Genomic DNA, 26,277 nt, shown 5'->3' with positions numbered 1-26,277 from the left:
ACGTCAGCGGCGCGCGGCCATCCGCGCCGCCATGGCGTGCTCGACCAGCGCGATCAGGGCGCCCTTCGTGGACTCGCGGTTGCGCGCGTCGCACGTGACGATCGGGATCGCGGGGTCGATCGACATCGCCTCCCGGACGTCCTCGACGCGGTGCTGCTGCAGCCCGTCGAAGCAGTTCAGGCCGACGACGTAGGGCAGCCCGCGGTCCTCGAAGAAGTCGATGGCGGCGAACGAGTCGGCGAGACGGCGGGTGTCGACGAGGACGACCGCGCCGATCGCGCCGCGCACCAGGTCGTCCCACATGAACCAGAAGCGGTGCTGCCCGGGCGTGCCGAACAGGTAGAGGATCAGCTCCGAGTCCAGCGAGACGCGCCCGAAGTCCATCGCCACCGTGGTGGTGGTCTTGTTCGGGGTGGCGGTGAGGTCGTCGTGACCGGCACTCGCCTCGGTCATCACCGCCTCGGTGGTCAGCGGGACGATCTCGGAGACCGAGCCGACGAACGTGGTCTTCCCGACGCCGAACCCCCCGGCCACCACGATCTTGGCCGAGATCGTCGCCGAGGTGGCGATCGCCTGTGGCCTAGAGCCGACGGAGTCCACTCAGAACCCTTTCCATCAGGGCGAGGTCCGGCGCGTTGCCGGCGCTGCTCGCGGTCTGGTGCACGGTGACGACGCCGAGGCCCGCCATGTCCCCCAGCAGCACCCGGGCGACGCCCAGGGGCAGGGAGAGGAGCGCGGCCACCTCGGCGACCGAGCGCGTGGCCTCGCAGAGCTCGGCGACGGCGCGGTGTTCGACCTGCAGCAGGCCCATCTGGTCGCGGCCGCGCTGGCTGGTCGAGACGAGCGTCTCGATGGCCAGGTCGAAGCCGGACTTCGTGCGTCCGCGGGTCCAGGCGTAGGGCCGGACGGCCGACGCCGTGCTCCCGGTGCCGAACTGCTCGACCTCGGGGACCCGCATGTCGATCGGCCCGGTCAACGGGCCGGGCGCGACCGGCGGTGTCGCCGGTCGCGCGGGGATGACGGGGGCAGGGGCGGCGGCGGGGGCCTGCTCGGCCTCGTCGTCGCGCTTGCGACCCCAGCGCCGACGGCGCGACGGACGCGCGCTGTCGAAGCTGAAACCGTTCATCACGTCGGCGAAAGTCGGCTCCGAGGGTTGCCGGCGCTCGTCGTCGGGACCGGAGGTCATCGGATCACCACCTGCCTTCTCCTACCGATCGTGGGGACGTTGCGGTGCTGCGGGCTCAGCCCGGGAAGGAGCCCTGCAGCTCGGCGCGCAGCTCGGGGGTCAGGAGCTGGCCGACGCGGTCGACCAGCAGGGTCATCTCGTATCCGATCAGGCCGATGTCACAGCTCGGTGACGCCAGCACGGCCAGGCACGACCCGTCGCTGATCGACATCAGCAGGACGATGCCGCGGTCCATCTCGACCACCGTCTGCACGACGCCACCGGCGTCGAAGCAGCGGGCGGCGCCCTGCGTCAGGCTGATCAGCCCGGACGCCACGGCGGCGAGCTGGTCGGCGCGATCGCGGGGGAGCCGGTCGGAGCTGGTCAGCAGGAGACCGTCGGCGGACACGACGATGGCGTGCGCGACCCCGGGGACCCGCTCCGCGAAGTTGGTGACCAGCCATCCGAACCGGCTGGGCTGGGTCTGTGACGCTGTCACGGTCTCTCCTCGTCGTGGTTGCCGCCCGCGTTGGCGGACTCGGTCGCACCGTTGTCCCCGTCTGCGCGGAACCTGCTCTCGCGCCCCTGACGGACACCCTGCTGGTAGCTGGCGAGCCGGCCGCGCACGCTCTCCGCGCTGCGCGCGGGCGAGACGGGCGGGGCCAGCACCGCGGATCCTGCACTGCCCGGCACGAGCCGCGCACGGGGGCGCCGCTTGGGCAGCCCCGCCGCGGTGACCTCGTCCGGTCGATCGGTGGCCGGGGCCACGTTGTTCGCCGCGCGCCAGCCCTCGTCGGCGGCGCTGGAGAAGCCGCTCGACTCGGCCGCCGACGCCGTCGGCGGAGCCGGCTCGACCGGGGCGGGCGGCGCCACAGGTGCGGGCCGCGGCGGCGTCGCCGGCGGGACCGTCGGCGACGCGGCGACCTGCGGCTGCGGGGCCTGGGGCACCGGAGCCTGCGGTGCGGCCGTCATCGGCTGCTGCGTCATCGGCTGCTGCGTCATCGGCTGCCGGGGTGCCTGCTGCGGCGCGGCCGGCGGGAGCGACGGCGGGCCCGCCAGCGGCCCGCCGGCGGGCCGGGCGAGCGGGTGGGGCCGCTGCGGCGCGGCGGGCGGCAGGGCCGACGCCGGACGCGGACGGCTGTCGGCCGCGGAACCCGCGGAACGGGCCTCCGCCTCCCAGTCGACCGGCAGCGGCCGGTTCGAGCGGAACCAGGCGGACGCGATCTCCTCGAAGATCGGGGTCGTCTCGCCGAGCTCGAACCCGCTGCCCTCGGGCCGCCCCGACGCCGCGGGGGCGGCGGGCGCGGGCGCCGGCGGCTCGACGGCCGGGGCCGGCGGCGCGTCGGCGCGATCGGCCGGGACGCTCGGCGCGAACAGCTCGTCCGGGCCGGTGGCGGGCGCGGCGGCCTCGGCGGGCGCCTGCGCGACCGCCGGGATCGGCGCCGTGCTCGGCGCGACCTGCTCGGGAGCGCCCTGCTCGGACGCGCTCTGCCCGAACACGCCCTGCTCGGACGCGCTCTGCCCGAACACGCCCTGCTCGGGTGCGGTGGCCCCGGCCTGTTCGTCGCCGCGGGTGGCGAACACGGAGGTGTCGGTCTCCGAGCCGGCCGGCGGCGGCGCCGCGGCGGCGGGCCGTACGGGCGACGGACGCCGCTGCGGCAGCGCGGGCGGGGCCGCGGGGGCGGCACCGTTGCCGGTGGGCGCGACGCCGTTGCCGTTGGTGGAGGGCGCCGGGAGGTGCGGCGGGTCGCCCTGGGGCCACGGGTTGCGCGGCATGGAGCCGCTCGCCGGGGTCTGCCCGTCGTCGCTGCCACGGGTGGCGGCCGCGGCACCGAGGGCGGCCGCTCCGAGAGCGGCGGCGCCGAGCGCCGCGGCACCGAGGCCGGGGCCACGGGTGGAGTGGTCGCTGTCGTCGTCGTCCGCGGCGTCGTCCGCCGAGGCGTCCCCGGCGGTCTCGTCCGCGGCGGTCTCGGCGCGGTCCTCGTCGGCCGGCTCGATCAGCGCGTGCGCGGGGGCGGCGTCCTCGGGGGCGGCGTCGTCCTCGGGCTCGTCGTCGGTGTCACCGGCGAAGGCGTGGCGGGCGCGCTCGGGCGCGGCGGGCTGCTCGCTCCGCGGCGGGACGACCGGGTAGGCCGTGGTCTCGGTGTCGTCGTGGTCGCCGTCGGCCGCTTCCGCGTCGGTGCGGTCGAGGTCGGCGGCATCACCGTCGACGGGACCGCGGTCGTCGGAGTCGGGACCGGTGGGCGGGGGACCCGCGCCGCCGTCCTTGTCGAGCGACACGCGCTCGGCGGCGCTCCGCTCGGCCGCGGCGAGCTGGTCCTGGCGGGCCTGCTCACCGGGCGAGGGCGGGCCCTCGGGGCCCAGCGACGAGCCGGGACGGCGGGTGGGCAGGACCGGCGGCGCGCTGGCGCCGTTCACCTGCGGGTACCCACCGGGGCCGGGATCGAAGGCGGTGGCCGGTGTGGCCGGGCCGTCGGAGCCCGTGACGAGCGCGGACAGCGAGCCGGTGCGCCCGCTGCCGTTGGCGGCGCGCTGCGGCGGCACGTCGAACGCGGTGCTGCCCCCGCCGCCCTGCGCGATGGCGGGCACGGGGCGGGCGAGCTCGCGCTCCGCGGTCGGGACGAGGTGCGCGGGCACGGTGACCGAGGCGGTGAGGCCGGTACCGGCTCCGCCCGCGGACGACGTGGACAGCTGTACCTGGACGCCGTGGCGGGCGCCCAGGCGGCCGACCACGAACAGGCCCATGCGGCGCGAGGCCGAGACGTCGACCGACGACGGGCCGCCGAGGCGCTGGTTGGCGTCGGCCAGCTCGTAGTCGATCATGCCGACGCCTCGGTCGGCGATCTCGACGAGGATGTCGCCCTCGGCGGTGCGGGTGGTGCTCATGACCACCTGCGAGTCGGGCGGGGAGAAGTTGGTGGCGTTGTCGAGCAGCTCGGCCAGCAGGTGGACGAGGTCGCTCGCCGCGCGGCCGACGATCGACGTGGTGGGCGGGGCCTGCACGACGATGCGCTGGTACTGCTCGATCTCCGACACCGCGGCCCGCAGGACGTCGACCATCGGCACCGGCGCGATGTTGCGCTTGGCGAGGTCGGTGCCCGCGAGGACCAGCAGGTTCTCGGAGTTGCGCCGCATGCGAGTGGCGAGGTGGTCGAGCTGGAACAGGTTCGACAGCTGGTCGGGGTCCTGCTCGTTGCTCTCCAGCTGCTCGATGAGCTGCAGCTGGCGCTCGACGAGGGCCTGGCTGCGGCGGGAGAGGTTGACGAACATCGAGCTGACGTTGGTCTGCAGCGCGGCCTGGTCGGCCGCGAGGCGGATCGCCTGCCCGTGCACCGCGTCGAACGCGCGGGCCACCTGGCCCACCTCGTCGCGGGTGTCGAGCGGGACCGGATCGACCGTGACGTCGGGCGCGTCGCCCGCGCGCATGCTCTCGACGGCCTGCGGCAGCCGCCGCTCGGCGACGTCGAGCGCCGCCGTGCGCAGCACCCGCAGCGACCGCACCAGCGCCCGCGCGACGAGGATCGCGATCGTGATGCCCAGCAGCAGGCCGAGCATGAGGATCACGGAGTTGATGCCGGCCAGGTTGCTGGCGCGCTCCTCGGCCGCGGTGCTCTGCGCGACCATGTCGTCGCGGATCACGGTGGCCGGGGTCTGCACCGCGGTGAGCGCGGTGGCGTAGGCGGCGTCCCAGCGGGCCGGGTCGACCACGACGGGCCGGTTCTCCTCGGTCGCCAGGATCTCGCCCTTGACCGCCTGCAGCTCGGCGGTGCCGCTGTCGAGCGTGCCGAAGCGGGCGAGCTGCTCGGGGGTGAGCGCCACCGCGTAGGAGGTGTAGGCCGAGGTGAGGCGGCTGTCGGCGGCGGCGGCGGTGGCCGCGTCCTCCGGCAGGAGCTGGCCCGCGCGGATCGCCGCGCCGAGCGCGGTGTGCTGCACGGCGAGCTGCTCGCTCGCGCTGGTGGTGGCCGTCAGCGCGTCGGCGAGACCGGCGACGTCGGGGGTGCGGAGCTGGCGCAGCAGGGCGCGCTCGAGGCCGTCGACGCGGGAGATGACGTCGGTGTAGGACTGCTGCACCGCGGCGGCGGGGGTCGTGCCGGTGGCGACGTCCCCGCGCAGCGCGGAGAGCTGCCCCAGCGCGTTCTGCGTCTCGCCGAAGGCGGTGCTCGTGGTGTTGTCGAAGCCCTCGGTGCCCGCGACGGCGTCGACGGCCTCCTGCACGTCGGCGTCGGTCTGGCCGATGCCGATGTCGAGGACCCCGCGGTCCTCGGTGCGGCCGGCGGCGACGAAGAGGGTGGCCTCGTCGCGCTCCTGGCGCAGCGCGTCCGAGGCCTCGGCCACCTGCCCGCGGACGTCGAGCAGGCGGTTGCTCGTGCCCAGTGCGGCGGCGTCCCCGGCCTGGTCGGCGATGCGCAGGACACCCAGCGCGAGCGCGAGCAGCGCCGGCACCAGGCCGATGGCGATGAGCTTCCACGCCAGCGACCAGTTGCGCGGGTTGAGCCGCTCGGACCACGAGGCCCCGAGCTCGGTGGTGGTCACGTCAACGTCCCCCTGAGGATTGCCGGCGACGATCCGACGAACCTTGACACGCCGGGGTGCCCGGCCGCGAGACCGAGGGAGCCGAAACGCTCTCCAGCGGCGGTGGGTGGCCGCCTGTCGGGTCCGGGGAGCAGCGGTTCTGGCTTCGGGTCGGGCATGCGCGCCTTCTGTCGTGGGCGGGGCCGACGGCTCGGTCGGCGTCCGCGTCGTTCCGTGCGACCGATGTCGCGGCGACACGCCCCGCTGGGGAAGGGCGCCAGCCGCTCGGGCCGGGTATGATCGTCGTGGGACTCGTGCGTTCTCGCAGATGGTGCGCATCGAGCATAGCCCAAGGCCGGCGCAGCCCCCCTCGTCGCGGGGGCCGCCGGACGACCAGCGGGCGCCGTTCACCGAGACGCCGATCACATCCCCGTTCGCCCGGAGGCGCACCCACCGTGACCGATGGACCACTCATCGTCCAGTCCGACAAGACGCTCCTGCTCGAGATCGACCACGCCGACGCCGCGGCCGCTCGCGTCGCGATCGCGCCGTTCGCCGAGCTGGAGCGTGCGCCCGAGCACGTGCACACCTACCGGGTCACCCCGCTCGCGCTGTGGAACGCCCGCGCGGCCGGGCACGACGCGGAACAGGTCGTCGACGCGCTCGTCCGCTACTCCCGCTACGCGGTGCCGCAGCCGCTGCTCGTCGACGTCGTCGACACGATGGGCCGCTACGGGCGCCTGCAGCTGACCAACCACCCCGCCCACGGGCTGGTGCTCGTCGCGCTCGACCGGGCGGTGCTGGAGGAGGTCCTCCGGCAGAAGAAGATCACCCCGCTGCTCGGGACGCGCGTCGACGACGACACGGTCATCGTCCACCCGTCCGAGCGCGGGCACCTCAAGCAGGCCTTGCTCAAGATCGGCTGGCCCGCGGAGGACCTCGCGGGCTACGTCGACGGCGAGGCGCACCCCATCTCCCTGGCCGAGGACGGCTGGACGCTGCGCGACTACCAGCGCCAGGCCGTCGAGGGCTTCTGGGCGGGCGGGTCCGGCGTCGTCGTGCTGCCGTGCGGGGCGGGCAAGACGCTCGTCGGTGCGGCGGCGATGGCGCAGGCGCAGGCCACGACGCTGATCCTGGTCACCAACACCGTCGCCGGGCGGCAGTGGAAGCGCGAGCTGATCGCGCGCACCTCGCTCACCGAGGAGGAGATCGGCGAGTACTCCGGGGAGCGCAAGGAGATCCGGCCCGTCACGATCGCGACCTACCAGGTCGTCACGCGCAAGACGAAGGGCGAGTACCGCCACCTCGAGCTGTTCGACTCCCGCGACTGGGGCCTGGTCATCTACGACGAGGTGCACCTGCTGCCCGCGCCGGTCTTCCGGATGACGGCCGACCTGCAGTCCCGCCGCCGGCTCGGCCTCACCGCCACGCTCGTCCGCGAGGACGGCCGCGAGGGCGACGTGTTCTCCCTGATCGGGCCCAAGCGCTACGACGCGCCGTGGCGCGACATCGAGCAGCAGGGCTGGATCGCCCCGGCCGACTGCGTCGAGGTCCGCGTGACGCTCACCGACGCCGAGCGCATGTCCTACGCCGTCGCGGAGGCCGAGGAGCGCTACCGGATGGCGTCCACGGCCCACACCAAGCTGGCGGTGGTGAAGTCGATCATCGCTCAGCACCCCGGTGAGCCGACGCTGGTCATCGGCGCGTACCTCGATCAGCTCGACGAGCTGGGGGAGGCCCTCGACGCGCCGGTCATCCAGGGCTCCACGAGGAACAAGGAGCGCGAGTCGCTCTTCCAGCAGTTCCGCGAGGGCTCGCTGCCGGTGCTGGTCGTCAGCAAGGTCGCGAACTTCTCCATCGACCTGCCCGAGGCCAGCGTCGCGATCCAGGTGTCGGGCACGTTCGGTTCCCGGCAGGAGGAGGCCCAGCGCCTGGGCCGGCTGCTCCGGCCCAAGGCCGACGGGCGTCAGGCCCACTTCTACTCGGTGGTCTCCCGCGACACCCTCGACACCGACTACGCCGCGCACCGCCAACGGTTCCTCGCCGAGCAGGGTTACGCCTACCGGATCGTCGACGCCGACGACCTGCTGGGCCCGGCGCTGCCGGACGTGGGCTAGCGCACACTGGCGGTACCGCCCTCCGGTCGCTGTGAGGTGTGGCGGCTGCACGAACGGGTTCGCACGTCCGGGTGCCCGGGCGTGCGCACGGCCGTCCCGCGAGCCACACTCTGTGCACAGGATGTGGCGAGGGGTGAACGTTCCGGTGATCACATGGATCGCGCTGGTGCTCGGGGTGTGGTGCGCCGCGGCCGTGGGCGCGGCGGTCACCATCTGCCGCGTCATCCGCTTCCGGGACCGCCAGGTACCCCGTCCCCCGCAGCGACCGGTCGCGACGATCCCGTCGCCGCGCCGCGCGCCGGAGTCCGAGCCCGGCCCGCTGGCGGACCCGCGGCCCGCGGGCGGCGACCGCGAGGTGCGGGGCAGCTGGTGATGGTCCCCGGCCCCGCGGCAGGTCGGCATCCGGGTGTGTCGCCGGTGCCGTCCGGTGTGCGATCGTCCGCCCATGCCCTCCAGCGACCGTGACGCGGAGCGGGCCCGCGAGCAGGAGCACGCGCTCAACGCGCTCCTCGCCGAGCGCGACGGCCTCCTCTCCGTGCTCGACCGCGTGCTCGCCCTGCAGGGCACGGCCCGCCTGATCCGTGACGCCGCGGGTGCCGACGCCGGCTTCGTCGCCGACCTCGACGGCCCCAGCCGCGCGGTGATCCGCTGGATCGCCGGCAACCGCACCGACTCGCTGCAGGACCTCGCCGTGCCGATCGGGCAGGGCATCGGCGGGCGGGTGCTCGCGTTCGGGGAGCCGGTGCGGGTCAGCGACTACGTGACGGCGTCGAGCATCACCCACCAGTTCGACGGCATGGTCCGGCGCGAGGCGATGTCGGCCATGCTCGCGGTGCCGGTGCTGACCGAGCGCGACGGCCGGGTCGACACGGTCGCCGTCGCCTACGCCGCGCTGCGCGGGGCCGGCGAGTTCGGCGACGACGCCGTCGGCGCCGTGCAGGCCGTCGCCCGCGATGCCGCCCGCGCGCTGCGCCTCGCCGACCGCGCCGAGGCGGGGCGCACCACCGCCGTCGCCGCCGAGCGCCAGCGGATGCAGGCGTCGCTGCACGACTCCGTCGGCGCGATGCTGTTCTCCATCGGCGCCCAGGTCCGCGACCTGCGCACGACCCTGCCCGACAACCCGCTGCTCAGCACGCGGCTGGGGCGGCTGGAGTCGGACGTGTCGGCGGCGTCGCTGGCGCTGCGGGAGTCGCTGCTGGCGCTGTCGGAGTCGAGCCCCGAGCGCGCGCTGCCGATCGAGCTCGCCGAGCACTGCCGCAGTTTCGAGGCCCGCACCGGCGTGCCCGCGCGGCTCGTGCAGCTCGGCGAGGTCGCCCCGCTCGACGAGGAGCGCACGGCGCTGCTGATCGGCGCGGTGCGCGAGGGCCTGCTCAACACCGAGAAGCACTCCGGGGCGGCGACCGTCGTCGTCAGCCTCGGGATGGTCGACGGCGGGGTGCAGGTGGCCGTCGCCGACGACGGGGCGCCCGAGAGCGGCGCGGCCGAGCCCGGCGACGGGGCCGGACTGGGTCTGCGGATGCTGGCCGAGCGCGCCGCGCGCCTGGGCGGGCGCGTCAGCCTCGTGCACGACGAGGACGGCGGCACGACGCTGCGGGTGCTGCTGCCGGTGCACCGGTGAGCGAGTGTGCGAGCGAACCACCGGCACCGCGCCGGGGCGAAGCCTCGGCCGAGCGCGGCGAGGCCGTGCGATGAGTCCCTCGCGCGTGATGGTGGTCGACGACCACCCGGTGGTCCGCGACGGCGTCGCCCTGCTGCTGCGGGCAGAGCCGTCGCTGGTGGTGGTCGGGGCGGCGGAGAGCGGGCGCACGGCGCTGGAGCGGGCACCGGGGCTGCGTCCCGACCTGGTCCTGCTCGACCTGCGGCTGCCCGACATGCTCGCCCCCGAGGTCGTCGCCGGCCTGCGCGCGGCGTGCCCGCTGGCCAAGGTCGTCGTGTTCACCGCGCACGGCGACCACCACGGGGTACAGGCCGCCCTCGACGCGGGCGCGCACGGCGCGCTGCTCAAGGACGCCGCCGCCACCGACCTCGTCGCGGCGCTGCGCCGGGTGCTGCGCGGGGAGCGCGTCTCGGACCCCCGCATGTCGCCGGGGACCGAGGGCCGCGGCGCCGCGCTGGCCCGCAGCGGCCTGACCCGCCGCGAGTACGAGGTGCTGCGCCTGGCCGCGCAGGGCCGCACGAACCCCGAGATCGCCGAGACCACCGGACTGGCGCGCAACACCGTCAAGACCTACCTGCAGTCGGCCCTGCACAAGCTCGGCGCGCGCAACCGCGTCGAGGCGATCGGTAAGGCGAGCGAGGCCGGGCTCCTCTGACCGGCGCCGACGCGTCCCCCCGTCAGCGGAATGTGACTCTCCGGAGATAACGGACGGTCATCTTTGTCGAGGCCCCTCTCCACGTGGGGGTGCCTGACCGGTGTGACGACCCACACGATGTGCCCGCCGCTCCGACCGGGGACGGCGAACGAGGGGGCCACAACGTGCTTCGAGAACCACCGTGCTGAGCGCGCGCGGACTGTCCGTCCGCTACGGGCGCTCGGTGCAGGCACTGTCCGACGTCGATCTGGAGGTGCAGGCCGACGGCGTGCTCGCGGTGCTCGGCGGCAACGGTGCGGGCAAGTCGACGCTGCTGCGCGCGGTGTCCGGCACGCTGCCGCTGCACCGCGGGTCGGTGTCCGCGGGCGAGATCGTGTTCGACGGCAAGCGCATCGACAAGCTCGACCCGGCGCTGATCGTGCGCGCCGGCGTCGTCGCGGTGCCCGAGGGCCGCCAGGTCTTCGCCCGCATGACCGTGGAGGAGAACCTGCGCGCGGGCGGCCTCGGTGCGCGCTCGGCGCAGGCCAGGACGTCGGCGCGGGAGCGCATCCAGCGCCTGTTCCCGGTGCTCGGCGAGCGGGCCGGGCAGCGCGCCGGGCTCCTGTCGGGCGGCGAGCAGCAGATGCTCGCCATCGGGCGGGCCCTGATGTCGGACCCGAAGCTGCTGCTGCTCGACGAGCCGTCGCTGGGGCTCGCGCCCCAGATGGTCGGCCGGATCGCCAAGGTCGTCCGCGAGATCCACGACCAGGGCACCGCCGTCGTGCTCGTCGAGCAGAACGCGACGATGGCGCTCAAGGTCGCCGACCACGCCGTCGTGCTGGAGGTGGGCCGCGTGGCCCTGTCCGGCCCGGCCGCGGAGCTCGCCGCGAGCGACGACGTGCAGCGCCTCTACCTGGGCGGGCACGCGGAGTCGCAGGAGCAGGCCGAGACCGAGGCGGCCGAGGCGCTGGCCCACCGTCGCTCGCGGACGCTGTCGAGGTGGACGGGATGACCAGTACCGAGCTGCGCACCGACGTCCGCCCGCTGGCCATCGAGGACGTGACGCTGCGGTTCGGCGGCATCACGGCGCTCGACCACGTCAGCTTCACCGTCGAGCCCGGCACCGTGCACGCCCTGATCGGGCCGAACGGCGCCGGCAAGTCGAGCTGCTTCAACGTCATCAGCGGGCTCTACAAGCCCACCGAGGGCCGGGTCCGCCTGGGCGACGACGTGCTCACCTCGCTCGCGCCGCACAAGCTCGCCGCGCTGGGCGTCGGCCGCTCGTTCCAGAACATCGCGCTCTCGCCGGGCTCCACGGTCCGCGACAACGTGATGCTCGGGCGGCACGTCCTCACCAGCGGCGGCTTCTTCTCCGGCGGGCTCGGGCTGGCCCGGCGCTCCGAGCGCCGCCACACCGCGCGTGCCGAGGAGATCTGCGACTTCCTCGGGGTGGCCGACCGGCTCGACACCCCCGTCGCGTCGCTGCCCTACGGCGTGGCCAAGCGGGCCGACATCGCCCGCGCGCTCGCCGTCGAACCCACCCTGCTGCTGCTCGACGAGCCCGCGGCGGGCCTGAACGCCAGCGAGACCGCCGAGATGGCGGTCACCATCCGCGACCTGCGCGACGCGCTGGGCATCTCCGTCCTGCTCGTCGAGCACGACATGGGGCTGGTCATGGGCATCGCCGACCGCGTCACGGTCCTGGACTTCGGGAAGCGGATCGCCGACGGGCTCCCCGCCGAGGTGCAGGCCGACCCCGACGTCATCGGCGCATACCTGGGCACGGAGGCCGAGTGATGAGCACCTTCCTGCAACTGCTGGTCAACGGGCTGGGCAAGGGTGCGGTCTACGCGCTCCTCGCGCTCGGCTTCGTGATCATCTACAAGGCCACCGAGGTGGTGAACTTCGCGCACGGCTCGCTCGTGCTGATCGGTGGCTACCTCGTCTACGAGCTCAAGGACGCGCTCGGCTGGACGCTGGCGGCCGTCATCGGCATCGCGGCGGCCGCGCTGTCGGCGCTGGTGATCGAGCGGGTGCTGCTGCGCAACGCCCGCAGCGCCGACCACAACAGCCTGGCGCTGCTGACCATCGGCATCGACGTGATCATCACCGAGGAGGTCGTCCGCCGGGTCGGGGCCGACATCCCGTTCATCGGCGACCCCTATGACTCGCAGCCGCTGCAGATCGCCGGCCTCACGGTGTTCCGCACGCAGGCGATCGCGCTGGTCGTCGGCGCGGTGCTGATCACGGCGTTCCTGCTCGCCTTCCGCTACTCGAACTGGGGCGTCGCGATGCGCGCCCAGGCCGAGAACCGCGAGGCCGCGGCGCTGATGGGCATCAACAGCTCCCGCGTCACGGCCACCGCGTGGCTGGTCGCGGGCGCGCTCGCCGGCGTCGCGGTGCTGTTCATGGCCACCCAGGACTTCTCCGGGGCCGGGCTCGGGCGCGGCACGCACGCGATCGCGCTCATCGCCTTCCCCGCCGCGATCCTCGGCGGCCTCGACTCCACCGAGGGCGCCGTCGTCGGAGGGCTGGTCGTCGGGCTCACCGAGGCGCTGTCGGCGCAGTACATCTCGTTCGAGTTCTCCAAGAGCGCGGTGTTCCTCGTGATGCTGGTCGTGCTGGTGCTGAGACCGTCCGGACTCTTCGGCACGAAGGAGCTCAGTCGTGTCTGAGACGATGACCCCGCCCGCCGCCCCGGCGCAGGCGCCGCCCGCCCCGGCGGCCCGCCCCGGCCGCAACTGGCTCAAGATCGCGGCCACGGCCGTCCTGATCGTCGCGCTCCTGCTGCTGCCGGTGATCGTCGGCAACTCCGGGGTGGCCTACCTCAAGCTCGCGCAGTACATCCTCATCGGCGTCGTCGGCGGCATCGGGCTGACGCTGCTCGTCGGGCAGGCGGGGCAGCTCTCGCTGGCGCACCCGTTCTTCCTGCTGGTCGGCGCCGTCGGCTACGCGGTGCTGTCGGGCGACCCGGAGGAGTCCGAGGACCTCGTCGGGCTCGGGCTGCCGCCGCTGCTCGGCGTCATCGGGGCCGTGCTGCTGTGCGGGCTGTTCGGCCTGGCGTTCGCGCCGGTGGCCGGGCGGCTGCGCGGCATCTACCTCGGCGTCGCGTCGCTGTCGCTGGTGTTCCTCGGGCTGTGGCTCGGCCAGTCGCTCGACATGTTCTCCGGCGGCACGTCCAGCGGGCGCAACGCCCCGGTGTTCGAGCTGTTCGGCTTCGAGTTCGCCAACTCCCAGCCCGCCCCCACCATCGCGGGCGTCGCCATCCAGAAGCAGCAGCGCCTCTGGTACCTGTTCCTCGCGTTCGCCCTGGGCAGCTACTTCCTGGCCCGCGGCGCGGTGAACAGCCGGATCGGCCGCTCGTGGCGCGCGGTGCGCGACAACGAGGCCGCCGCCACGTCGATGGGGGTGCACGTCACCCGGGTCAAGGCCGGGGCGTTCGTCATCTCCTCGGCGTTCGCCGGCCTCGCCGGCGTCATGACGGCCCTGTGGCTCGACCTCGTCAAGCCCGACGAGAACGAGTTCACCGGCACCTACTCGCTGACGGTCGCGATCGCGTTCCTCGCGATCGTCATCATCGGCGGGCTCGGCTCGGTGCCGGGCGCGGTGATCGGCGCGGCGCTGGTCTTCGGGCTGCAGCAGTTCTTCCTGCTCGGCTCCCAGCAGTTCGGCTGGTTCGCCGACGCGCAGTTCGGCGGCTTCAGCGCCGTCGTCGTCAGCGCGTTCGTCTACGGCGGGGCGATCGTCCTCGTCGTGCTGTTCGAACCCGGCGGCATGGCCGCCATCGGCAGGCGGCTGCTCGGCCGTCGCCGCTCCCCAGATGTCCCGGCCACCGCCGACGGTGACCGGACCACCCCCCGAGAGGATCGATGATGATCGCAGCACGGAGAGCCGGGCGGTCGGCGCTGATCGCCGGCGTCCTGACCAGCACGCTCGTGCTCGCCGCGTGCGGCAGCACGGCCGACACGTCCGGCGGCACCGAGGGCGCGGGTGGCGTGACCACCGACTTCGGCGTCACCGACACCACGATCACGCTCGGCATCATGGGCGACACCTCCGGCGTGTTCAAGAACCTCGGTGCGGGCCTGAACGCCGGCAACCAGCTGTGGGCCGACGACATCAACGCCGCCGGCGGCATCTGCGGCCGCCAGATCGCGATCGAGACCGTCGACCACGGCTACAAGGCCGACGTCGCCAAGACGCTGTACCCGCAGCTCGAGCCGAACGTGCTCGGCATGGTGCAGCTGCTGGGCTCCCCGGTGCTCGCGGCGCTGGAGCCGAACCTCATCGAGGACGACATGCTCGCGGCGCCCGCGTCGTGGAGCTCCGAGGTGCTCGACAACCCGGGCATCATGATGATCGGCACCACCTACGACCTGGAGATCGTCAACGGCCTCGCCTACCTGCAGCAGCAGGGCCTGCTGGCCGACGGCGACACCATCGGCCACATCTACATCGACGGCGAGTACGGCGGCAACGGGCTCAAGGGCTCGAAGTACTACGCCGAGCAGCACGGCATCACGATCAACGAGGCCAAGGTGACCTCGACCGACAACGACCTGACCGGCATCGTCACCGGCATGCGCGGCGCGGGCGTCAAGCTCATCGTGCTGACCACGACGCCCGGCCAGACCGCGTCGGCGCTGGCCGCCAACCAGGCGCTCGGGCTCAACGTCCCGGTGCTGGGCAACAACCCGACCTTCGACCCGGCGCTGCTCGAGACGCCGGCCGCGGGTGCCCTGGGCAACCTCTACGTCTCGGCGTCCAACGCGCCGTTCTCCTCGCCGAACCCGAAGGCCGTCGAGGTGACGACCGCGTACAAGGAGGCGTACCCGGACCTCCCGCGCAACGCCGGCATCACCACGGGCTACACCGAGGGACTCGTGTGGCAGAACGTGCTCGAGGCGGCCTGCGAGGCCGGTGACCTGACCAGGGCCGGTGTCAAGACCGCGCTGGGCACCCTGACCGAGGTCGACACCGAGGGCCTGGTCGACGTGCTCGACTACAGCTCGCCGGGAGCGCCCCCCACGCGCGGTGTCTACATCGCGCAGGTCGACGCGGCCGCCGAGGGTGGTCTGACCGAGGTCGCTCCGCTGTTCACCTCGCCGGAGGCGGAGTCCTACACGGCGCCGTTCCAGCAGGGCTGATCCGCTCCACCCGTTCGCACCGCAGGGCCCCGGGTCTCGACCCCGGGGCCCTGCGGCCTTCCCGGGGCCGGAGTCCGGGGTCGGGGCCGGGGTCGTCCCCGAGGTCCCGGTCCCGCCGGGACGGCAGGCTCGTGGTCATGGAACAGAGCACCGGCCCCCTCACCCCCGCCACCCGCCCGACCGTCCGCCTGACCCGCAGCCGCGACGACCGCATGGTCGCCGGCGTCTGCGGCGGTACCGCCCGCGCGCTGGGCATCGACCCGGCGCTGGTGCGCCTGGGCCTCGTCCTGCTCACCGTGTTCGGGGCGGGCGCGGGCGCGATCGCCTACGCCGCCGCCTGGATCCTGGTGCCCGAGGAGGACGCCGCGCTCTGAGCGCGGGCCCGGTGACCTCGCGTCAGTGCCCCTCGGCGTGGCGGATCTCGTGGCGCTGCTCGGCGTCGGCGCCGGCGCGTGGCCGGCCGGCGCGCCTCAGGGCGTGCGGCCGGACCAGTTCGCGAGCCGCTCGGTCGGGCCGGCGCCCTCGCGCGGCTCGACGACCGCGGCGAACGGGACAGGGCCCCCGCGGAGGTCGGCGGGCAGGAACCCCTGCGCCGCGCCGAGCGCGACGGCGGCCAGGTCCGGGTCGGCCTCCGGGTCCTGCCCGGTGGCGACGGCGAGGTCCCAGCCGTGCACCAGGGTCTCGTTGAGGTAGCCCCAGAGGGCGCCGCGGCCCGGGACGGTGCCCCACGGCACGACGACGTCGCTGTCGAGCAGGGCGTCGTCGGTCCACACCGCGAGTGCCTTGTCGGCCGCGGCGCGGTAGGTGTCGGCCCACACCTCGTCGGCCACGCCGGTGATCACGAGCGGCACGGAGTGCACGTCGCCGCCCTCGCCGACGACGTGGGCGCGCTCGACGGTGGTGAGCAGGTGCCCGAGCAGCGCCCGGACGTCGAACCCGGCGCAGGGCGTGGGGGCGTCGAGGTCGGTCGCGCCGGGGAGCAGGGTGCACACCCAGTCGATCGCGGAGGCGTAGTGGGGGCGGGGGTCCGTGGTGGTCGTCGTCATGGGAGGAGTCTGTCCGTGAATCACGACATCTCCTGTCGTGTATACGTGGCAGTCTTCGGGTCGTGCGCGCCGACCGCCTCCTGTCCCTGCTCCTGCTGCTGCGCCACCGCGGCCGGATGTCGGCGGCGGCGCTGGCCCGCGAGCTGGAGTGTTCGACGCGCACGGTGCTGCGCGATGTCGAGGCCCTGTCCGCCGCGGGGGTGCCCGTGTACGCCGAGCGCGGCCGCAGCGGCGGGTTCGCGCTGCTGCCGGGCTACTCGACCGACCTCACCGGCCTGACGCACGACGAGGCGCGGGCGCTGCTCGTGGCCGGGTCGCGGGCGCCGTCACCGGCGTTGGCGTCGGCGATGCGCAAGGTCGTCGCGGCGCTCCCCGATGCCCAGCGCGACACCGCGACCCGCGCGGCGGGCCGGGTGCTGCTCACCCCCGACCGGATGCTGCGCACCGGCTCGCCCGCGCCGCCGGTGCTGCGCACGGTGCAGGAGTCGGTGTTCGCCTCGCGGCGGCTGCGCATCCGGTACGCGGCATCCGGGCAGGAGGCGCGGTCGCGGACGGTCGACCCGGTGGGGCTCGTCGACGCCGGCGGGCAGTGGTACCTGCTCGCCACACACGACGGCGCGGAGCGCATCTACCGGCTGTCGCGGATGGAACAGGCCGAGGTGCTCGACGAGGCTGCGGCGCCCGTCGGCGACGTCGATCTGGAGGAGCTGTGGAAGCGCAGGCGCTCGGCGTTCCGGGCGTCCCTGCCCCGGTACGCGGTGCGGGTGCGCGTGCGGCCCGACCGCCGCGACGGCCTGCTGCGCACGGCGGCCACGCTCGACGCCGAGCGCGTGGTGGGCGACCGGCTGGAGCTCGACCTGCGCTTCGGCGACATCGGGCACGCGCTCGTGACGGTCTGGGCGATGGGTGCCGACGCGGAGGCGCTCGATCCGCCCGAGCTGCGGGCGGCGCTGGCCGAGCGGGCGGCGGCGACGGCGGCGCTCTACGTCGGGGCCTGAGCGCGTCGGGCCGGCCTCAGCGCGGCGGGTGCTCGCGGAACAGGTCGCCGGGCTCGCCGGCTGACGGCTCGGCCGGTCGTTCGCGGGGCTGCTGGCCCGCCCGCTCCGTCGCGGTGGCGGCGGGCGCGGCGGGGGCGCGGCGGCGCCTGCGGTCGAGCACGAGCAGGGCGACGCCCGCGACGACGCAGACGGCGGCCAGCACGAACCAGAGTCCCTCCACGCCCCCGACAGTGGCAGAGGGCGGCGCCGCGTGCTCCGTCCGGCGGTGATTGCGGCCGTTCGGCCCAGGGGTGGGCGGCGTCCGGCCGTGCTCGGTGCGAGAACGCCGCAGGGGCGGCACCCCGGTCACGGACGTGACTGCGGGATGCCGCCCCTGCGGGACGTGCGGTGCTACCGGTGGGCGGGACTCAGAAGTCCATGCCGCCCATGCCGCCCATGCCACCGGTGGGGTCGCCACCCGGTGCGGCGTTCTTCTCCGGCTTGTCGGCGATGACCGCCTCGGTGGTGAGGAACAGGGCCGCGATCGAGGCCGCGTTCTGCAGCGCCGATCGGGTGACCTTGGCGGGGTCGATGATCCCGGCCTCGATCAGGTCGACGTACTCACCGGTCGCGGCGTTGAGGCCGTGACCGGCCTGCAGGCCGCGGACCTTCTCCGCGACGACGCCGCCCTCGAGGCCGGCGTTGATGGCGATCTGCTTGAGCGGAGCCTCCAGCGCGACCTTGACGATGTTGGCGCCGGTGGCCTCGTCACCGTCGAGACCGAGGCCCTCGAACAGGCCCGCACCGGCCTGGATGAGCGCCACGCCGCCACCGGCGACGATGCCCTCCTCGACGGCCGCCTTCGCGTTGCGAACGGCGTCCTCGATGCGGTGCTTGCGCTCCTTGAGCTCGACCTCGGTCGCGGCTCCGGCCTTGATGACCGCAACACCGCCGGCCAGCTTGGCCAGGCGCTCCTGCAGCTTCTCGCGGTCGTAGTCCGAGTCGGTCTTGTCGATCTCGTTGCGGATCTGCGAGACCCGGCCGGCGATCTGGTCGGCGTCGCCGGCCCCGTCGACGATGGTGGTCTCGTCCTTGGACACGACGACCTTGCGGGCGGTGCCCAGGAGCGACAGGTCGGCGTTCTCCAGCTTGAGGCCGACCTTCTCCGAGATGACCTCGCCACCGGTGAGGATGGCGATGTCGGCCAGCATGGCCTCGCGGCGGTCGCCGAAGCCCGGCGCCTTGACGGCGACGGACTTGAAGGTGCCGCGGATCTTGTTGACGACGAGCGTGGCCAGGGCCTCGCCCTCGACGTCCTCGGCGATGATCGCGAGCGGCTTGCCGCCCTGCATGACCTTCTCCAGCAGCGGGAGCAGGTCCTTCACGGTCGAGATCTTGGAGGAGACCAGGAGGATGTAGGGGTCCTCCAGCTCGGCCTCCATGCGCTCGGCGTCGGTGACGAAGTAGGGCGAGATGTAGCCCTTGTCGAACCGCATGCCCTCGGTGAGCTCGAGCTCCAGACCGAAGGTCTGGCTCTCCTCGACCGTGATGACGCCTTCCTTGCCGACCTTGTCCATCGCCTCGGCGATGAGCTCGCCGATCGTGGAGTCGGCCGCGGAGATCGACGCCGTGGCGGCGATCTGCTCCTTGGTCTCGACCTCCTTGGCGGTCTTCAGCAGTTGCTGCGAGACGGCCTCGACGGCCTTCTCGATGCCGCGCTTGAGGGCCATCGGGTTGGCGCCCGCAGCGACGTTGCGGAGACCCTCGCGGACGAGCGCCTGCGCCAGCACGGTGGCGGTGGTGGTGCCGTCACCCGCGATGTCGTCGGTCTTCTTCGCAACTTCCTTGACGAGCTCGGCCCCGATCTTCTCCCAGGGGTCCTCGAGCTCGATCTCCTTGGCGATCGACACACCATCGTTGGTGATGGTGGGCGCGCCCCACTTCTTCTCCAGGACGACGTTGCGACCACGCGGGCCGAGCGTCACCTTGACGGCGTCGGCGAGGGTGTTCATGCCGCGCTCGAGCCCGCGGCGCGCCTCCTCGTCGAAAGCGATCATCTTCGCCATGGGTGTGTAGTCCTCCGAATATGGGATGACCGGGAAAGTCTCGTGTGTCGGGTGGCGCCCGCGACGGACGACCGGCAACCCTGCGCCGATCTCACCGGCCCGACATCTGGCACTCTACCGTGCCGAGTGCCAAGCCCGGTTCTAGCACTCGGGTGGGCCGAGTGCAAGCCGCACCGGTGCGGAAGGATGCTGGTCGTGACCCGCACCGTGGAGCAGCACCGGGCCGTCGTGGCGGCCCTCGTCCCCGCCCAGCCCGTGGAGGTCGTGCCCCTGGCGCAGGCCCGCGGGAGGGTGCTGGCGGAGGACCTGGTCGCGGGCGTCTCGCTGCCGTCGTTCGTCAACTCGGCGATGGACGGCTACGCCGTGCGGGCCGCGGAGCTCGCCGGGGCGACCGAGGACGCGCCCGTCGTGCTGCCGGTGGCGACCGACATCCCCGCCGGGCGCACCGACGTGCCCCCGCTCGCGCCCGGCAGCGTCGCCCGGATCATGACCGGCGCGCCGATGCCCGAGGGCGCCGACGCGGTGGTGCCGGTCGAGCGCACCGACGGCGGCACCGAGCGGGTCGCGCTGCACCACGCGCCGGAGGCCGGCACGCACGTGCGCGGGATCGGCGAGGACGTCGAGGAGGGCCGGGTCGTCGTCGACGCCGGCACGGTGATGCAGGCGGCGCAGATCGGCATCGCCGCCGCCGTGGGGATGGCCGAGGTGCCGGTGCGCCGCCGTCCGGTCGTCCTCGTGCTCTCCACCGGCTCCGAGCTCGTGGCGCCGGGCACGCCGCTGCGGCCCGGGCAGATCTACGAGTCCAACGGCCCGATGCTCGCCGCGGCCGTCGAGGAGGCGGGCGGGGTCGCGCGGCTGCTGCGGTTCGTGCCCGACGACGTCGAGGAGTTCCTGGGCCGGCTCCGCGAGCAGGTCGAGGGGGTCGACCTCGTCGTCACCTCCGGCGGGGTCAGCGCCGGGGCCTACGAGGTCGTCAAGGACGCGTTCACCGGGCGCGGCGTCGAGTTCGTCAAGGTCGGGATGCAGCCGGGCGGGCCGCAGGGGGCCGGGCGGGTCGACGCGCTCGGCGGCGTCGCGGTCGTGACGCTGCCCGGCAACCCCGTCAGCTCACAGGTGTCGTTCGAGGTGTTCCTGCGCCCCGCGCTGCGGGCGGCGATGGGGCACCCGCACCCGGAACGGCCGGTCGTGACCGCCACGCTGGGTGAGCGGTGGACCTCACCGTCGGGGCGGAGGCAGTTCCGTCGTGGCGCCCTCGACGCGGTCCGCGGGACCGTCTCGGAGGTCGGCAACCCGGCCTCGCACCTGCTCGCCGCGCTCGCGAGGGCCGAGTGCCTGGTGTCGGTCCCGGCCGAGACGACCGAGCTGGAGGCGGGCACTCCGGTCGAGGTGTGGCTGCTCGACGGGTGACGGCTCGGCTGAATGTGATCGACGTCACAGTCAAGTGGTGCAACATTTCGCCGTCCGGGGACGTCATACCGGTGAGCGTTCGGCCGATCGGTGCACATCGCGGGCTTCCTCTCCCCGTGATCTGGACGATCGATCGCACGCTCAGGGATACTTTTCGCAGGCCCGGGTAACCAGGGCCAGTCGCAAAGGACCTACCGCCCGTCGCTGGGGAGCGGACAGGCGGTTCCACGGCCGGGGTCGTCGTCTCGGGGGATGACGGCCCCGGCCCTTTTGTGTCCCGACCGTCGCGTACCGTAGCCGCCGCCGAGCACCACCCTCGCCGGAGGAGTCGAGAGCGCACCCCATGTCCGATCCCGCCGTCCCGTCCGGCTTCTCCCCGCGCCACGTCGCCGGGCTCGTGCGGGAGGCGATCCCGCCGATGCACCCCGGCGGCCGCCCGATCGTCGCGGCCGTCGCGCTCGCGTCCGGGCTCGTCCGCGCGCTCTCCGGCCGGGGCACCGCCACCGGGCTCCTGGCCACCGCGGCCACCGCGGCCTTCTTCCGCAACCCGCACCGCGTGCCGCCGCCGCGCACCGGGGTCGTGCTCGCCGCCGCCGACGGCACCGTCGCCACCGTGTCCGAGGTGCTGCCCCCGCCCGAGCTGGGCCTGCCGGCCGACGTCCCGGTGCCGCGCGTCAGCGTCTTCCTCTCCGTCCTCGACGTGCACACCCAGCGCGTGCCGGTCGACGGCCGCGTGGTCGCCGTCGAGTACTCGCCCGGGGTGTTCCTCTCCGCCGACCTCGACAAGGCCAGCGAGGACAACGAGCGCAACTCCGTGCTGCTGGAGAGCACCGGCGGGGCGCGCGTGGGCGTCGTCCAGATCGCCGGGCTGCTGGCCCGCCGGATCGTCTGCGACCTGGCGCCCGGCGACGAGGTCGCCGCGGGCGAGACGTTCGGGCTGATCCGCTTCGGCTCGCGCGTCGACACCTACCTCCCGCCCGGCAGCCGCGTGGAGGTGGCGGTCGGACAGCGGACCGTCGGCGGCGAGACGGTCCTCGCGGCCCTGCCGCCGGTGGGCTGAGCCGTGCCCGCCCCCTACTCCGCAGGCGTCCGGCTGCTGCCGAACGCGGTCACGGTCGTCGCCCTGTGCGCAGGGCTGTCGTCGGTCTACTTCGCGCTCGGCGAGCGCTTCGACCTCGCCGTGTTCTCCGTCGGCGTGGCAGCGCTGTGCGACGCCCTCGACGGACGCCTGGCCCGCCTGCTCGACGCGAGCACCCGCATCGGCGCCGAGCTCGACTCGCTGGCCGACCTCGTGTCGTTCGGCGTCTCGCCCGCGCTCGTCCTCTACGTCTGGCAGCTCGACCAGTGGCAGGTCGGCAGCGAGGGCCGCTTCGGCTGGGTCGTCGCGCTGGTGTTCGCGGTCTGCATGGCACTGCGGCTGGCGCGGTTCAACACGCTGCTCGACGCCGAGGACCCGTACCCGTTCGCCAAGGAGTTCTTCGTCGGCGTGCCGGCGCCGGCGGCCGCGCTCGTCGCCGGGATCCCGCTGTTCGCCTCGCTGCACTTCGGCGAGGGCTGGTGGTCGGCGCCCGTCGTCGTCGGGCTGTGGGCGCTGGTCGCCGCCGCGCTGATGGTGAGCAGGCTGCCGACGCTGTCGTTCAAGACCGTGCGGGTGGCGCCGCAGCTCATCGCGCCGCTGCTGGTGCTGGTCGGGCTGCTGGCCGCGGTGCTGGTCACGGCGCCGTTCCTCACCCTCGCGGGCATCGGGGTGCTCTACGTCCTCGCGCTGCCCTACACGGTGCACCGCTACCGCTGGCTGGCCCGCCACCCCGAGGCGTGGGAGGTGGCCGGGCGCGAGCGCCGGGCCGTCGCCCGGGCCGCGCGCTCGGCCCGCCGCCTCGGGCTGCGCCCGCCGCTGCGCCGCCGCGTCGCGGGCCGGGCGGGCGAGGTGGCCGGGCGGGCGCGCGGGGCCGTCGCCGGTGCGGTCCGCCGGCTCGGCGACGAGGGCCCGCCGCCGCGGCGCGCCCCCGGCCCCGCGGCCCAGCCGCCCAACCGGATGCGGCTGGGACTGCGCCGCGTCCGCCGCCGCTGACGCTCCCGGTCGGGTGGGTAGCGTGGCGCCGTGATCACGCTCGTCGCCCGGCTCGCCGCGTCCGCCGCCGATGCCCGCCGGGGGGTCGTCCGGCTGCACCCGGAGGTCCTCGACGCCCTGGGCCTGCGTTCCTGGGACGCGGTGACGCTCACCGGCGCCCGCGTGACGACCGCGCTCGCCGCCCCCGGTGACGGCCCGCCCGGGCAGGCCACGCTCGACGACGTGACGCTCTCCAACGCCGGACTGGCCGACGGGGCGGGCGTGGTGGTCGCGGCCGCGGGTGTGGAGCCCGCCCGGCGGGTGCTGCTGACCGGGTCGCGGCTCGCACGGGCGTCGGTGCCGCCGGAGACGCTGCGGCTGGCGTTGCTCGGCAAGATCGTCACCCCCGGCGACGCCGTGTCGCTGCTCCCGCAGGACCTCGAGCCCGTGCCCGGCCTCGACCCCTCCGTCGCGCGCAGGCGCGTCGCCGGGGCGCTGGGCGGGGCCTGGACCACCGAGTTGCTCACGGTGGCCTCCGTCGAGCCCGTGGGGGCCGTGGCGGTGGGCCCGAGCAGCGTCGTCGGCTGGCAGGACGGCCCGAGCACGGCCGACGCGGAGCCGGCGCGCCCCGCGGGTGCCGTCCCGGCGGCTCCGGCGGGCGCACCCGCCGCGGCGCGGCCCTCCGCCCCCGCGCCGCCGCCGGAGCCCGTCGTCGCCGTCGAGGACCTGGTGGGCAACACCGAGCCCGCGCGGCGGCTCGCGGAGTGGCTGGAGCTGAGCCTGGACCGGCCCGATCTGCTGGCGCGCCTGGGCGGGTCGGCGCGCCTGGGCGTGCTCGTCGTCGGTCCGGAGGGTGTGGGCAAGACGACGCTGGTGCGCAGCGTCGCCGCCGCGGTGGGGGCGCGGTGCGTCGAGATCGCCGGGCCCGGCGTCGTCGCCACGGCGGACGCCGCCCAGCGCGTCCACGACGCCCTGGCCGTCGCGCGCACCGCGGCCCGCGGCGGCGAGCGCGTGCTGCTGCTGGTCACCGACGTCGACGCCCTGCTGCCCGCTGCCGCCCCGCCGCCGCTGTCGACGCTCGTCCTCGACGCCCTGCGCGAGGCCCTCGCGACGCCCGGGCTCGTGCTGGTGGCCACGACGTCGGCGCCCGAGGCCCTGGACCCCCGGTTGCGCGCCCCCGACCTCGCCGACCGCGAGCTCGGCCTCGCCCTGCCCGACCTGCGGGTGCGCACCGAGCTGCTGCGCCGGCTGCTGGCGTCCGTGCCGCTGACCGACGACGTCGACCTCCGGGCGGTGGCCGAGCGGACGCCCGGCTTCGTCGTGGCCGACCTCGTCGCGCTGCGCCGCGAGGCCGCGGTGCGCGCGGCGCTGCGCGGGGCGGAGGACATCGGGCAGCCCGACCTGCTCGACGCCGTCGGCTCGGTCCGGCCGCTGTCGATGTCGTCGTCGGCGACGCTGCGGACCGGCGGCATCACCCTCGACCAGGTCGGCGACATGGTCGAGGTGAAGCAGGCGCTGACCGAGGCCGTCCTGTGGCCGCTGCAGTACCCCGACTCGTTCGCCCGGCTCGGCGTCGCGGCGCCGCGGGGAGTGCTCGTCTACGGCCCGCCCGGCTGCGGCAAGACGTTCCTGCTGCGCGCGCTCGCGGGTACCGGGCAGCTCAACGTGATCGCGGTGAAGGGCGCGGAGCTGCTGGACAAGTACGTGGGGGAGTCGGAGCGGGCCGTGCGGGAGCTGTTCCGGCGCGCCGCCGACGCCGCGCCCGCGCTGGTCTTCCTCGACGAGGTCGACGCGCTGGCGCCCCGGCGGGGCGGCTCCACCGACTCGGGGGTGGCCGACCGGGTGGTCGCCGCGCTGCTCACCGAGCTCGACGGCGCCGAGCCGCTGCGCGACGTCGTCGTGGTCGGGGCGACGAACCGGCCCGACCTCATCGACCCGGCGCTGCTGCGTCCCGGGCGGCTCGAGCGGCTCGTCTACGTGCCTCCGCCGGACGCGGCCGCCCGCGCCGACATCCTGCGCGCCGCGGGGCGCAACACCCCGTTCGCCGAGGACGTCGACCTCGACGCCCTGGGCGCCGAGCTCGACGGCTACTCCGCGGCCGACTGCGCCGCGGTGCTGCGCGAGGCCGCGCTCACCGCGATGCGGGAGTCGCGCGAGGCGGCCGAGGTGACGGGGGCGCACATCGCCGCGGCCCGGGCCGCGGTGCCGGCGTCGCTCGACCCGGTGCAGCTGGCCGAGCTGGCGGCGTACGCGGAGCGGCGCCGGGGGTAGCGGCGGCGCCGCCACTCCCGGCGCCGCGGGGTGCCGGTCAGGCGCCCTGGTAGTCCTTCGTCAGGATGACGATGACGCCGGGGCTCGAGCTCTGGATGCCCTCGAAGCGCTCCTCGACCCGCAGGCCGAAAGCGGAGCCCAGGAACTCGGCGGCGTCGCGCTCGGCGGTGCCCGCGCGGTAGTAGACCGTGGAGGTCGGGATCAGGCCGTTGTAGCCGCCGGTGTCGGCGACGGTCCAGCCGGCCGCCTCGAAGTCGGCGGCCGCGCGGGCCGCGAGCCCGGGGATCGTGCTGTTGTTGTAGACGCGCAGCGGCATGCGGACGCTCTCCGCGCCGCCGGAGCCGCCGCCCGAACCGCTGCCGGCGGCCGCCGCGCCGCCCGAGCCGCCGCCCGAGCCGTTGCCGCTGCCGGACCCGTTGCCGGTGCCGCCGGTGCCCGTGCCGCCGCTGCCGTCACCGGGCGCCGCGATGCCACCGGTGGGGGTGGGGCCGAAGGAGGGGATCGGGACACCGCCCGCGCCGTCGCCGGTGCCGTCACCGCTCCCGTCACCGGGCTGGCCGGGCGTGGCGCCGGGCTGGCCGGGGGCGGCGCCGTCGGTGGGGGCGACGCCGCCGGGGGGCGTGACGCCGTCGGTCTCGGTGAAGCCGTCGCCCGGGGACGCGGTGACGCTGGTGGAGGGCGCGGCGCTGGAGCTGCCGTCGCCGCCGCCGGTGGCGAGCGTGGCCAGGCCGATGATGCCGGCGACGGCCCCCACCCCGAGCAGGGCGAGACCGCCGATCCGCAGGGGCGACGGGCCCCCGGACGGGGCGGGTGCGGTCACGGCGTCCTCCGGAGGTTCGTCAGTGCGGTCGGAGGATCATGGTGTCCCTACCAGGGCTCGATGCCCAGCCGACGCGCCGCACGGGTGCGTTGACGACTCGCTCGGAGTCGTCGCAGTCGCTTGACGAGCAGCGGGTCGGCGGCCAGCGCCTCCGGCTTGTCGACGAGCGCGTTGAGGACCTGGTAGTAGCGTGTCGCGGACATGTCGAAGAGTTCGCGGATCGCCTGTTCCTTGGCGCCCGCGTACTTCCACCACTGACCCTCGAAGGCGAGGATCTCGCGCTCCCGGCGGTCCAGGACACGGGCACTGCTGCCCGTGGCGGACACCCCACTGGCTTCGGTGGCGGACTCCATCACGCTCCTCGCGGCCTCGCTCAACTGAATGACACGCGTGTCATTCACGGCGGCC

24 protein-coding genes are annotated in these 26,277 nt (G+C 74.7%); 15 read left to right on the top strand and 9 right to left on the bottom strand.

The window, feature by feature from the left end; all coding sequences use genetic code 11:
- Window positions 1-3: 3 nt before the first annotated feature.
- The 4 genes from I4I82_RS11580 to I4I82_RS11565 are packed head-to-tail and all read right to left on the bottom strand — an operon-like array spanning window position 4 to window position 5,698.
- Entirely contained in the window at window positions 4-600 is a 597-nt protein-coding gene (locus I4I82_RS11580) for a GTP-binding protein (RefSeq protein WP_218594250.1), read from the bottom strand.
- On the bottom strand, window positions 581-1,186 hold the full coding sequence (locus I4I82_RS11575) for a DUF742 domain-containing protein (protein WP_218595694.1): 606 nt from the start codon (window positions 1,184-1,186) through the stop codon (window positions 581-583). Before I4I82_RS11575 ends, I4I82_RS11580 begins: the two co-directional genes overlap by 20 nt.
- A 55-nt stretch (window positions 1,187-1,241) precedes the next feature.
- Window positions 1,242-1,664, bottom strand: a complete 423-nt coding sequence (locus tag I4I82_RS11570; RefSeq protein ID WP_172157164.1) for a roadblock/LC7 domain-containing protein — start codon at window positions 1,662-1,664, stop codon at window positions 1,242-1,244.
- On the bottom strand, window positions 1,661-5,698 hold the full coding sequence (locus I4I82_RS11565; protein WP_218592501.1) for a nitrate- and nitrite sensing domain-containing protein: 4,038 nt from the start codon (window positions 5,696-5,698) through the stop codon (window positions 1,661-1,663). The genes I4I82_RS11570 and I4I82_RS11565 overlap by 4 nt, the downstream gene beginning before the upstream one ends.
- A gap of 434 nt (window positions 5,699-6,132) precedes the next feature.
- On the opposite strand from I4I82_RS11565, the gene I4I82_RS11560 reads away from it, so the two are divergent.
- From I4I82_RS11560 to I4I82_RS11515, 10 genes are all read left to right on the top strand, one after another.
- Window positions 6,133-7,794 carry a DNA repair helicase XPB gene (locus tag I4I82_RS11560; RefSeq protein ID WP_218592500.1) on the top strand — a complete coding sequence of 554 codons (1,662 nt, stop codon included), beginning with the start codon at window positions 6,133-6,135 and terminating at the stop codon, window positions 7,792-7,794.
- A 145-nt stretch (window positions 7,795-7,939) separates the two neighbouring features.
- The gene (locus I4I82_RS11555; protein ID WP_218592499.1) at window positions 7,940-8,167 is read left to right on the top strand and encodes a hypothetical protein; all 228 of its coding nucleotides are present in this window, start codon (window positions 7,940-7,942) and stop codon (window positions 8,165-8,167) included.
- A gap of 72 nt (window positions 8,168-8,239) precedes the next feature.
- Entirely contained in the window at window positions 8,240-9,412 is a 1,173-nt protein-coding gene (locus I4I82_RS11550) for a GAF domain-containing sensor histidine kinase (RefSeq protein ID WP_218592498.1), read from the top strand.
- A gap of 70 nt (window positions 9,413-9,482) precedes the next feature.
- Window positions 9,483-10,106: a response regulator gene (locus tag I4I82_RS11545; protein WP_218592497.1), complete on the top strand. Its 624-nt coding sequence runs from the start codon at window positions 9,483-9,485 to the stop codon at window positions 10,104-10,106.
- Between the two features lie 181 nt (window positions 10,107-10,287).
- The gene (locus tag I4I82_RS11540) at window positions 10,288-11,097 is read left to right on the top strand and encodes an ABC transporter ATP-binding protein (protein WP_218592496.1); all 810 of its coding nucleotides are present in this window, start codon (window positions 10,288-10,290) and stop codon (window positions 11,095-11,097) included.
- Window positions 11,094-11,882, top strand: coding sequence for an ABC transporter ATP-binding protein (locus I4I82_RS11535; RefSeq protein WP_218592495.1), 789 nt, complete (start codon window positions 11,094-11,096; stop codon window positions 11,880-11,882). Before I4I82_RS11540 ends, I4I82_RS11535 begins: the two co-directional genes overlap by 4 nt.
- On the top strand, window positions 11,882-12,760 hold the full coding sequence (locus tag I4I82_RS11530; protein ID WP_218595693.1) for a branched-chain amino acid ABC transporter permease: 879 nt from the start codon (window positions 11,882-11,884) through the stop codon (window positions 12,758-12,760). The genes I4I82_RS11535 and I4I82_RS11530 overlap by 1 nt, the downstream gene beginning before the upstream one ends.
- Entirely contained in the window at window positions 12,753-13,958 is a 1,206-nt protein-coding gene (locus I4I82_RS11525) for a branched-chain amino acid ABC transporter permease (RefSeq protein WP_226369996.1), read from the top strand. Before I4I82_RS11530 ends, I4I82_RS11525 begins: the two co-directional genes overlap by 8 nt.
- The gene (locus I4I82_RS11520; RefSeq protein WP_218594759.1) at window positions 13,958-15,232 is read left to right on the top strand and encodes an ABC transporter substrate-binding protein; all 1,275 of its coding nucleotides are present in this window, start codon (window positions 13,958-13,960) and stop codon (window positions 15,230-15,232) included. The genes I4I82_RS11525 and I4I82_RS11520 overlap by 1 nt, the downstream gene beginning before the upstream one ends.
- Window positions 15,233-15,369: 137 nt before the next feature.
- Window positions 15,370-15,606 carry a PspC domain-containing protein gene (locus I4I82_RS11515; RefSeq protein WP_218595692.1) on the top strand — a complete coding sequence of 79 codons (237 nt, stop codon included), beginning with the start codon at window positions 15,370-15,372 and terminating at the stop codon, window positions 15,604-15,606.
- A 96-nt stretch (window positions 15,607-15,702) separates the two neighbouring features.
- Here I4I82_RS11515 and I4I82_RS11510 read toward each other — a convergent pair whose 3' ends face one another.
- Complete coding sequence (locus I4I82_RS11510) at window positions 15,703-16,278, bottom strand: TIGR03086 family metal-binding protein (RefSeq protein WP_218594220.1); 576 nt, start codon at window positions 16,276-16,278, stop codon at window positions 15,703-15,705.
- A 62-nt stretch (window positions 16,279-16,340) separates the two neighbouring features.
- Here I4I82_RS11510 and I4I82_RS11505 point away from each other — a divergent pair, with 62 nt between their 5' ends.
- Window positions 16,341-17,276, top strand: coding sequence for a helix-turn-helix transcriptional regulator (locus tag I4I82_RS11505; protein WP_218594219.1), 936 nt, complete (start codon window positions 16,341-16,343; stop codon window positions 17,274-17,276).
- Window positions 17,277-17,292: 16 nt separating this feature from the next.
- Here I4I82_RS11505 and I4I82_RS11500 read toward each other — a convergent pair whose 3' ends face one another.
- Window positions 17,293-17,496 (bottom strand): hypothetical protein, encoded by a 204-nt coding sequence (locus I4I82_RS11500; RefSeq protein ID WP_218594218.1) that lies wholly within the window; start codon window positions 17,494-17,496, stop codon window positions 17,293-17,295.
- A gap of 187 nt (window positions 17,497-17,683) precedes the next feature.
- The gene (gene groL / locus I4I82_RS11495; protein ID WP_218594217.1) at window positions 17,684-19,321 is read right to left on the bottom strand and encodes a chaperonin GroEL; all 1,638 of its coding nucleotides are present in this window, start codon (window positions 19,319-19,321) and stop codon (window positions 17,684-17,686) included.
- Window positions 19,322-19,507: 186 nt separating this feature from the next.
- On the opposite strand from groL, the gene moeA reads away from it, so the two are divergent.
- The 4 genes from moeA to I4I82_RS11475 all read left to right on the top strand — a co-directional run bounded on the left by moeA (window position 19,508) and on the right by I4I82_RS11475 (window position 25,049).
- The gene (moeA, locus tag I4I82_RS11490) at window positions 19,508-20,728 is read left to right on the top strand and encodes a molybdopterin molybdotransferase MoeA (protein ID WP_218595691.1); all 1,221 of its coding nucleotides are present in this window, start codon (window positions 19,508-19,510) and stop codon (window positions 20,726-20,728) included.
- A 343-nt stretch (window positions 20,729-21,071) separates the two neighbouring features.
- Entirely contained in the window at window positions 21,072-21,788 is a 717-nt protein-coding gene (locus tag I4I82_RS11485; RefSeq protein ID WP_218594137.1) for a phosphatidylserine decarboxylase, read from the top strand.
- 3 nt (window positions 21,789-21,791) lie between these two features.
- Window positions 21,792-22,799, top strand: a complete 1,008-nt coding sequence (locus I4I82_RS11480; RefSeq protein ID WP_218595690.1) for a CDP-alcohol phosphatidyltransferase family protein — start codon at window positions 21,792-21,794, stop codon at window positions 22,797-22,799.
- A 30-nt stretch (window positions 22,800-22,829) separates the two neighbouring features.
- Window positions 22,830-25,049 (top strand): AAA family ATPase, encoded by a 2,220-nt coding sequence (locus I4I82_RS11475; RefSeq protein ID WP_218594135.1) that lies wholly within the window; start codon window positions 22,830-22,832, stop codon window positions 25,047-25,049.
- 37 nt (window positions 25,050-25,086) lie between these two features.
- Here the strand turns inward: I4I82_RS11475 and I4I82_RS11470 are convergent, their stop codons facing one another.
- Both I4I82_RS11470 and napA read right to left on the bottom strand, forming a co-directional pair.
- A complete protein-coding gene (locus I4I82_RS11470; protein ID WP_218595689.1) occupies window positions 25,087-25,869 on the bottom strand; it encodes a LytR C-terminal domain-containing protein in 783 nt (260 codons plus the stop codon).
- 47 nt (window positions 25,870-25,916) lie between these two features.
- Window positions 25,917-26,222: a nucleoid-associated protein NapA gene (gene napA / locus I4I82_RS11465; RefSeq protein WP_218592312.1), complete on the bottom strand. Its 306-nt coding sequence runs from the start codon at window positions 26,220-26,222 to the stop codon at window positions 25,917-25,919.
- Window positions 26,223-26,277: the final 55 nt, after the last annotated feature.

This window comes from Pseudonocardia oceani (genome assembly GCF_019263585.2).
GTDB lineage: Bacteria > Actinomycetota > Actinomycetes > Mycobacteriales > Pseudonocardiaceae > Pseudonocardia > Pseudonocardia oceani.
This window is presented reverse-complemented; position numbering and strand designations above follow the sequence as displayed.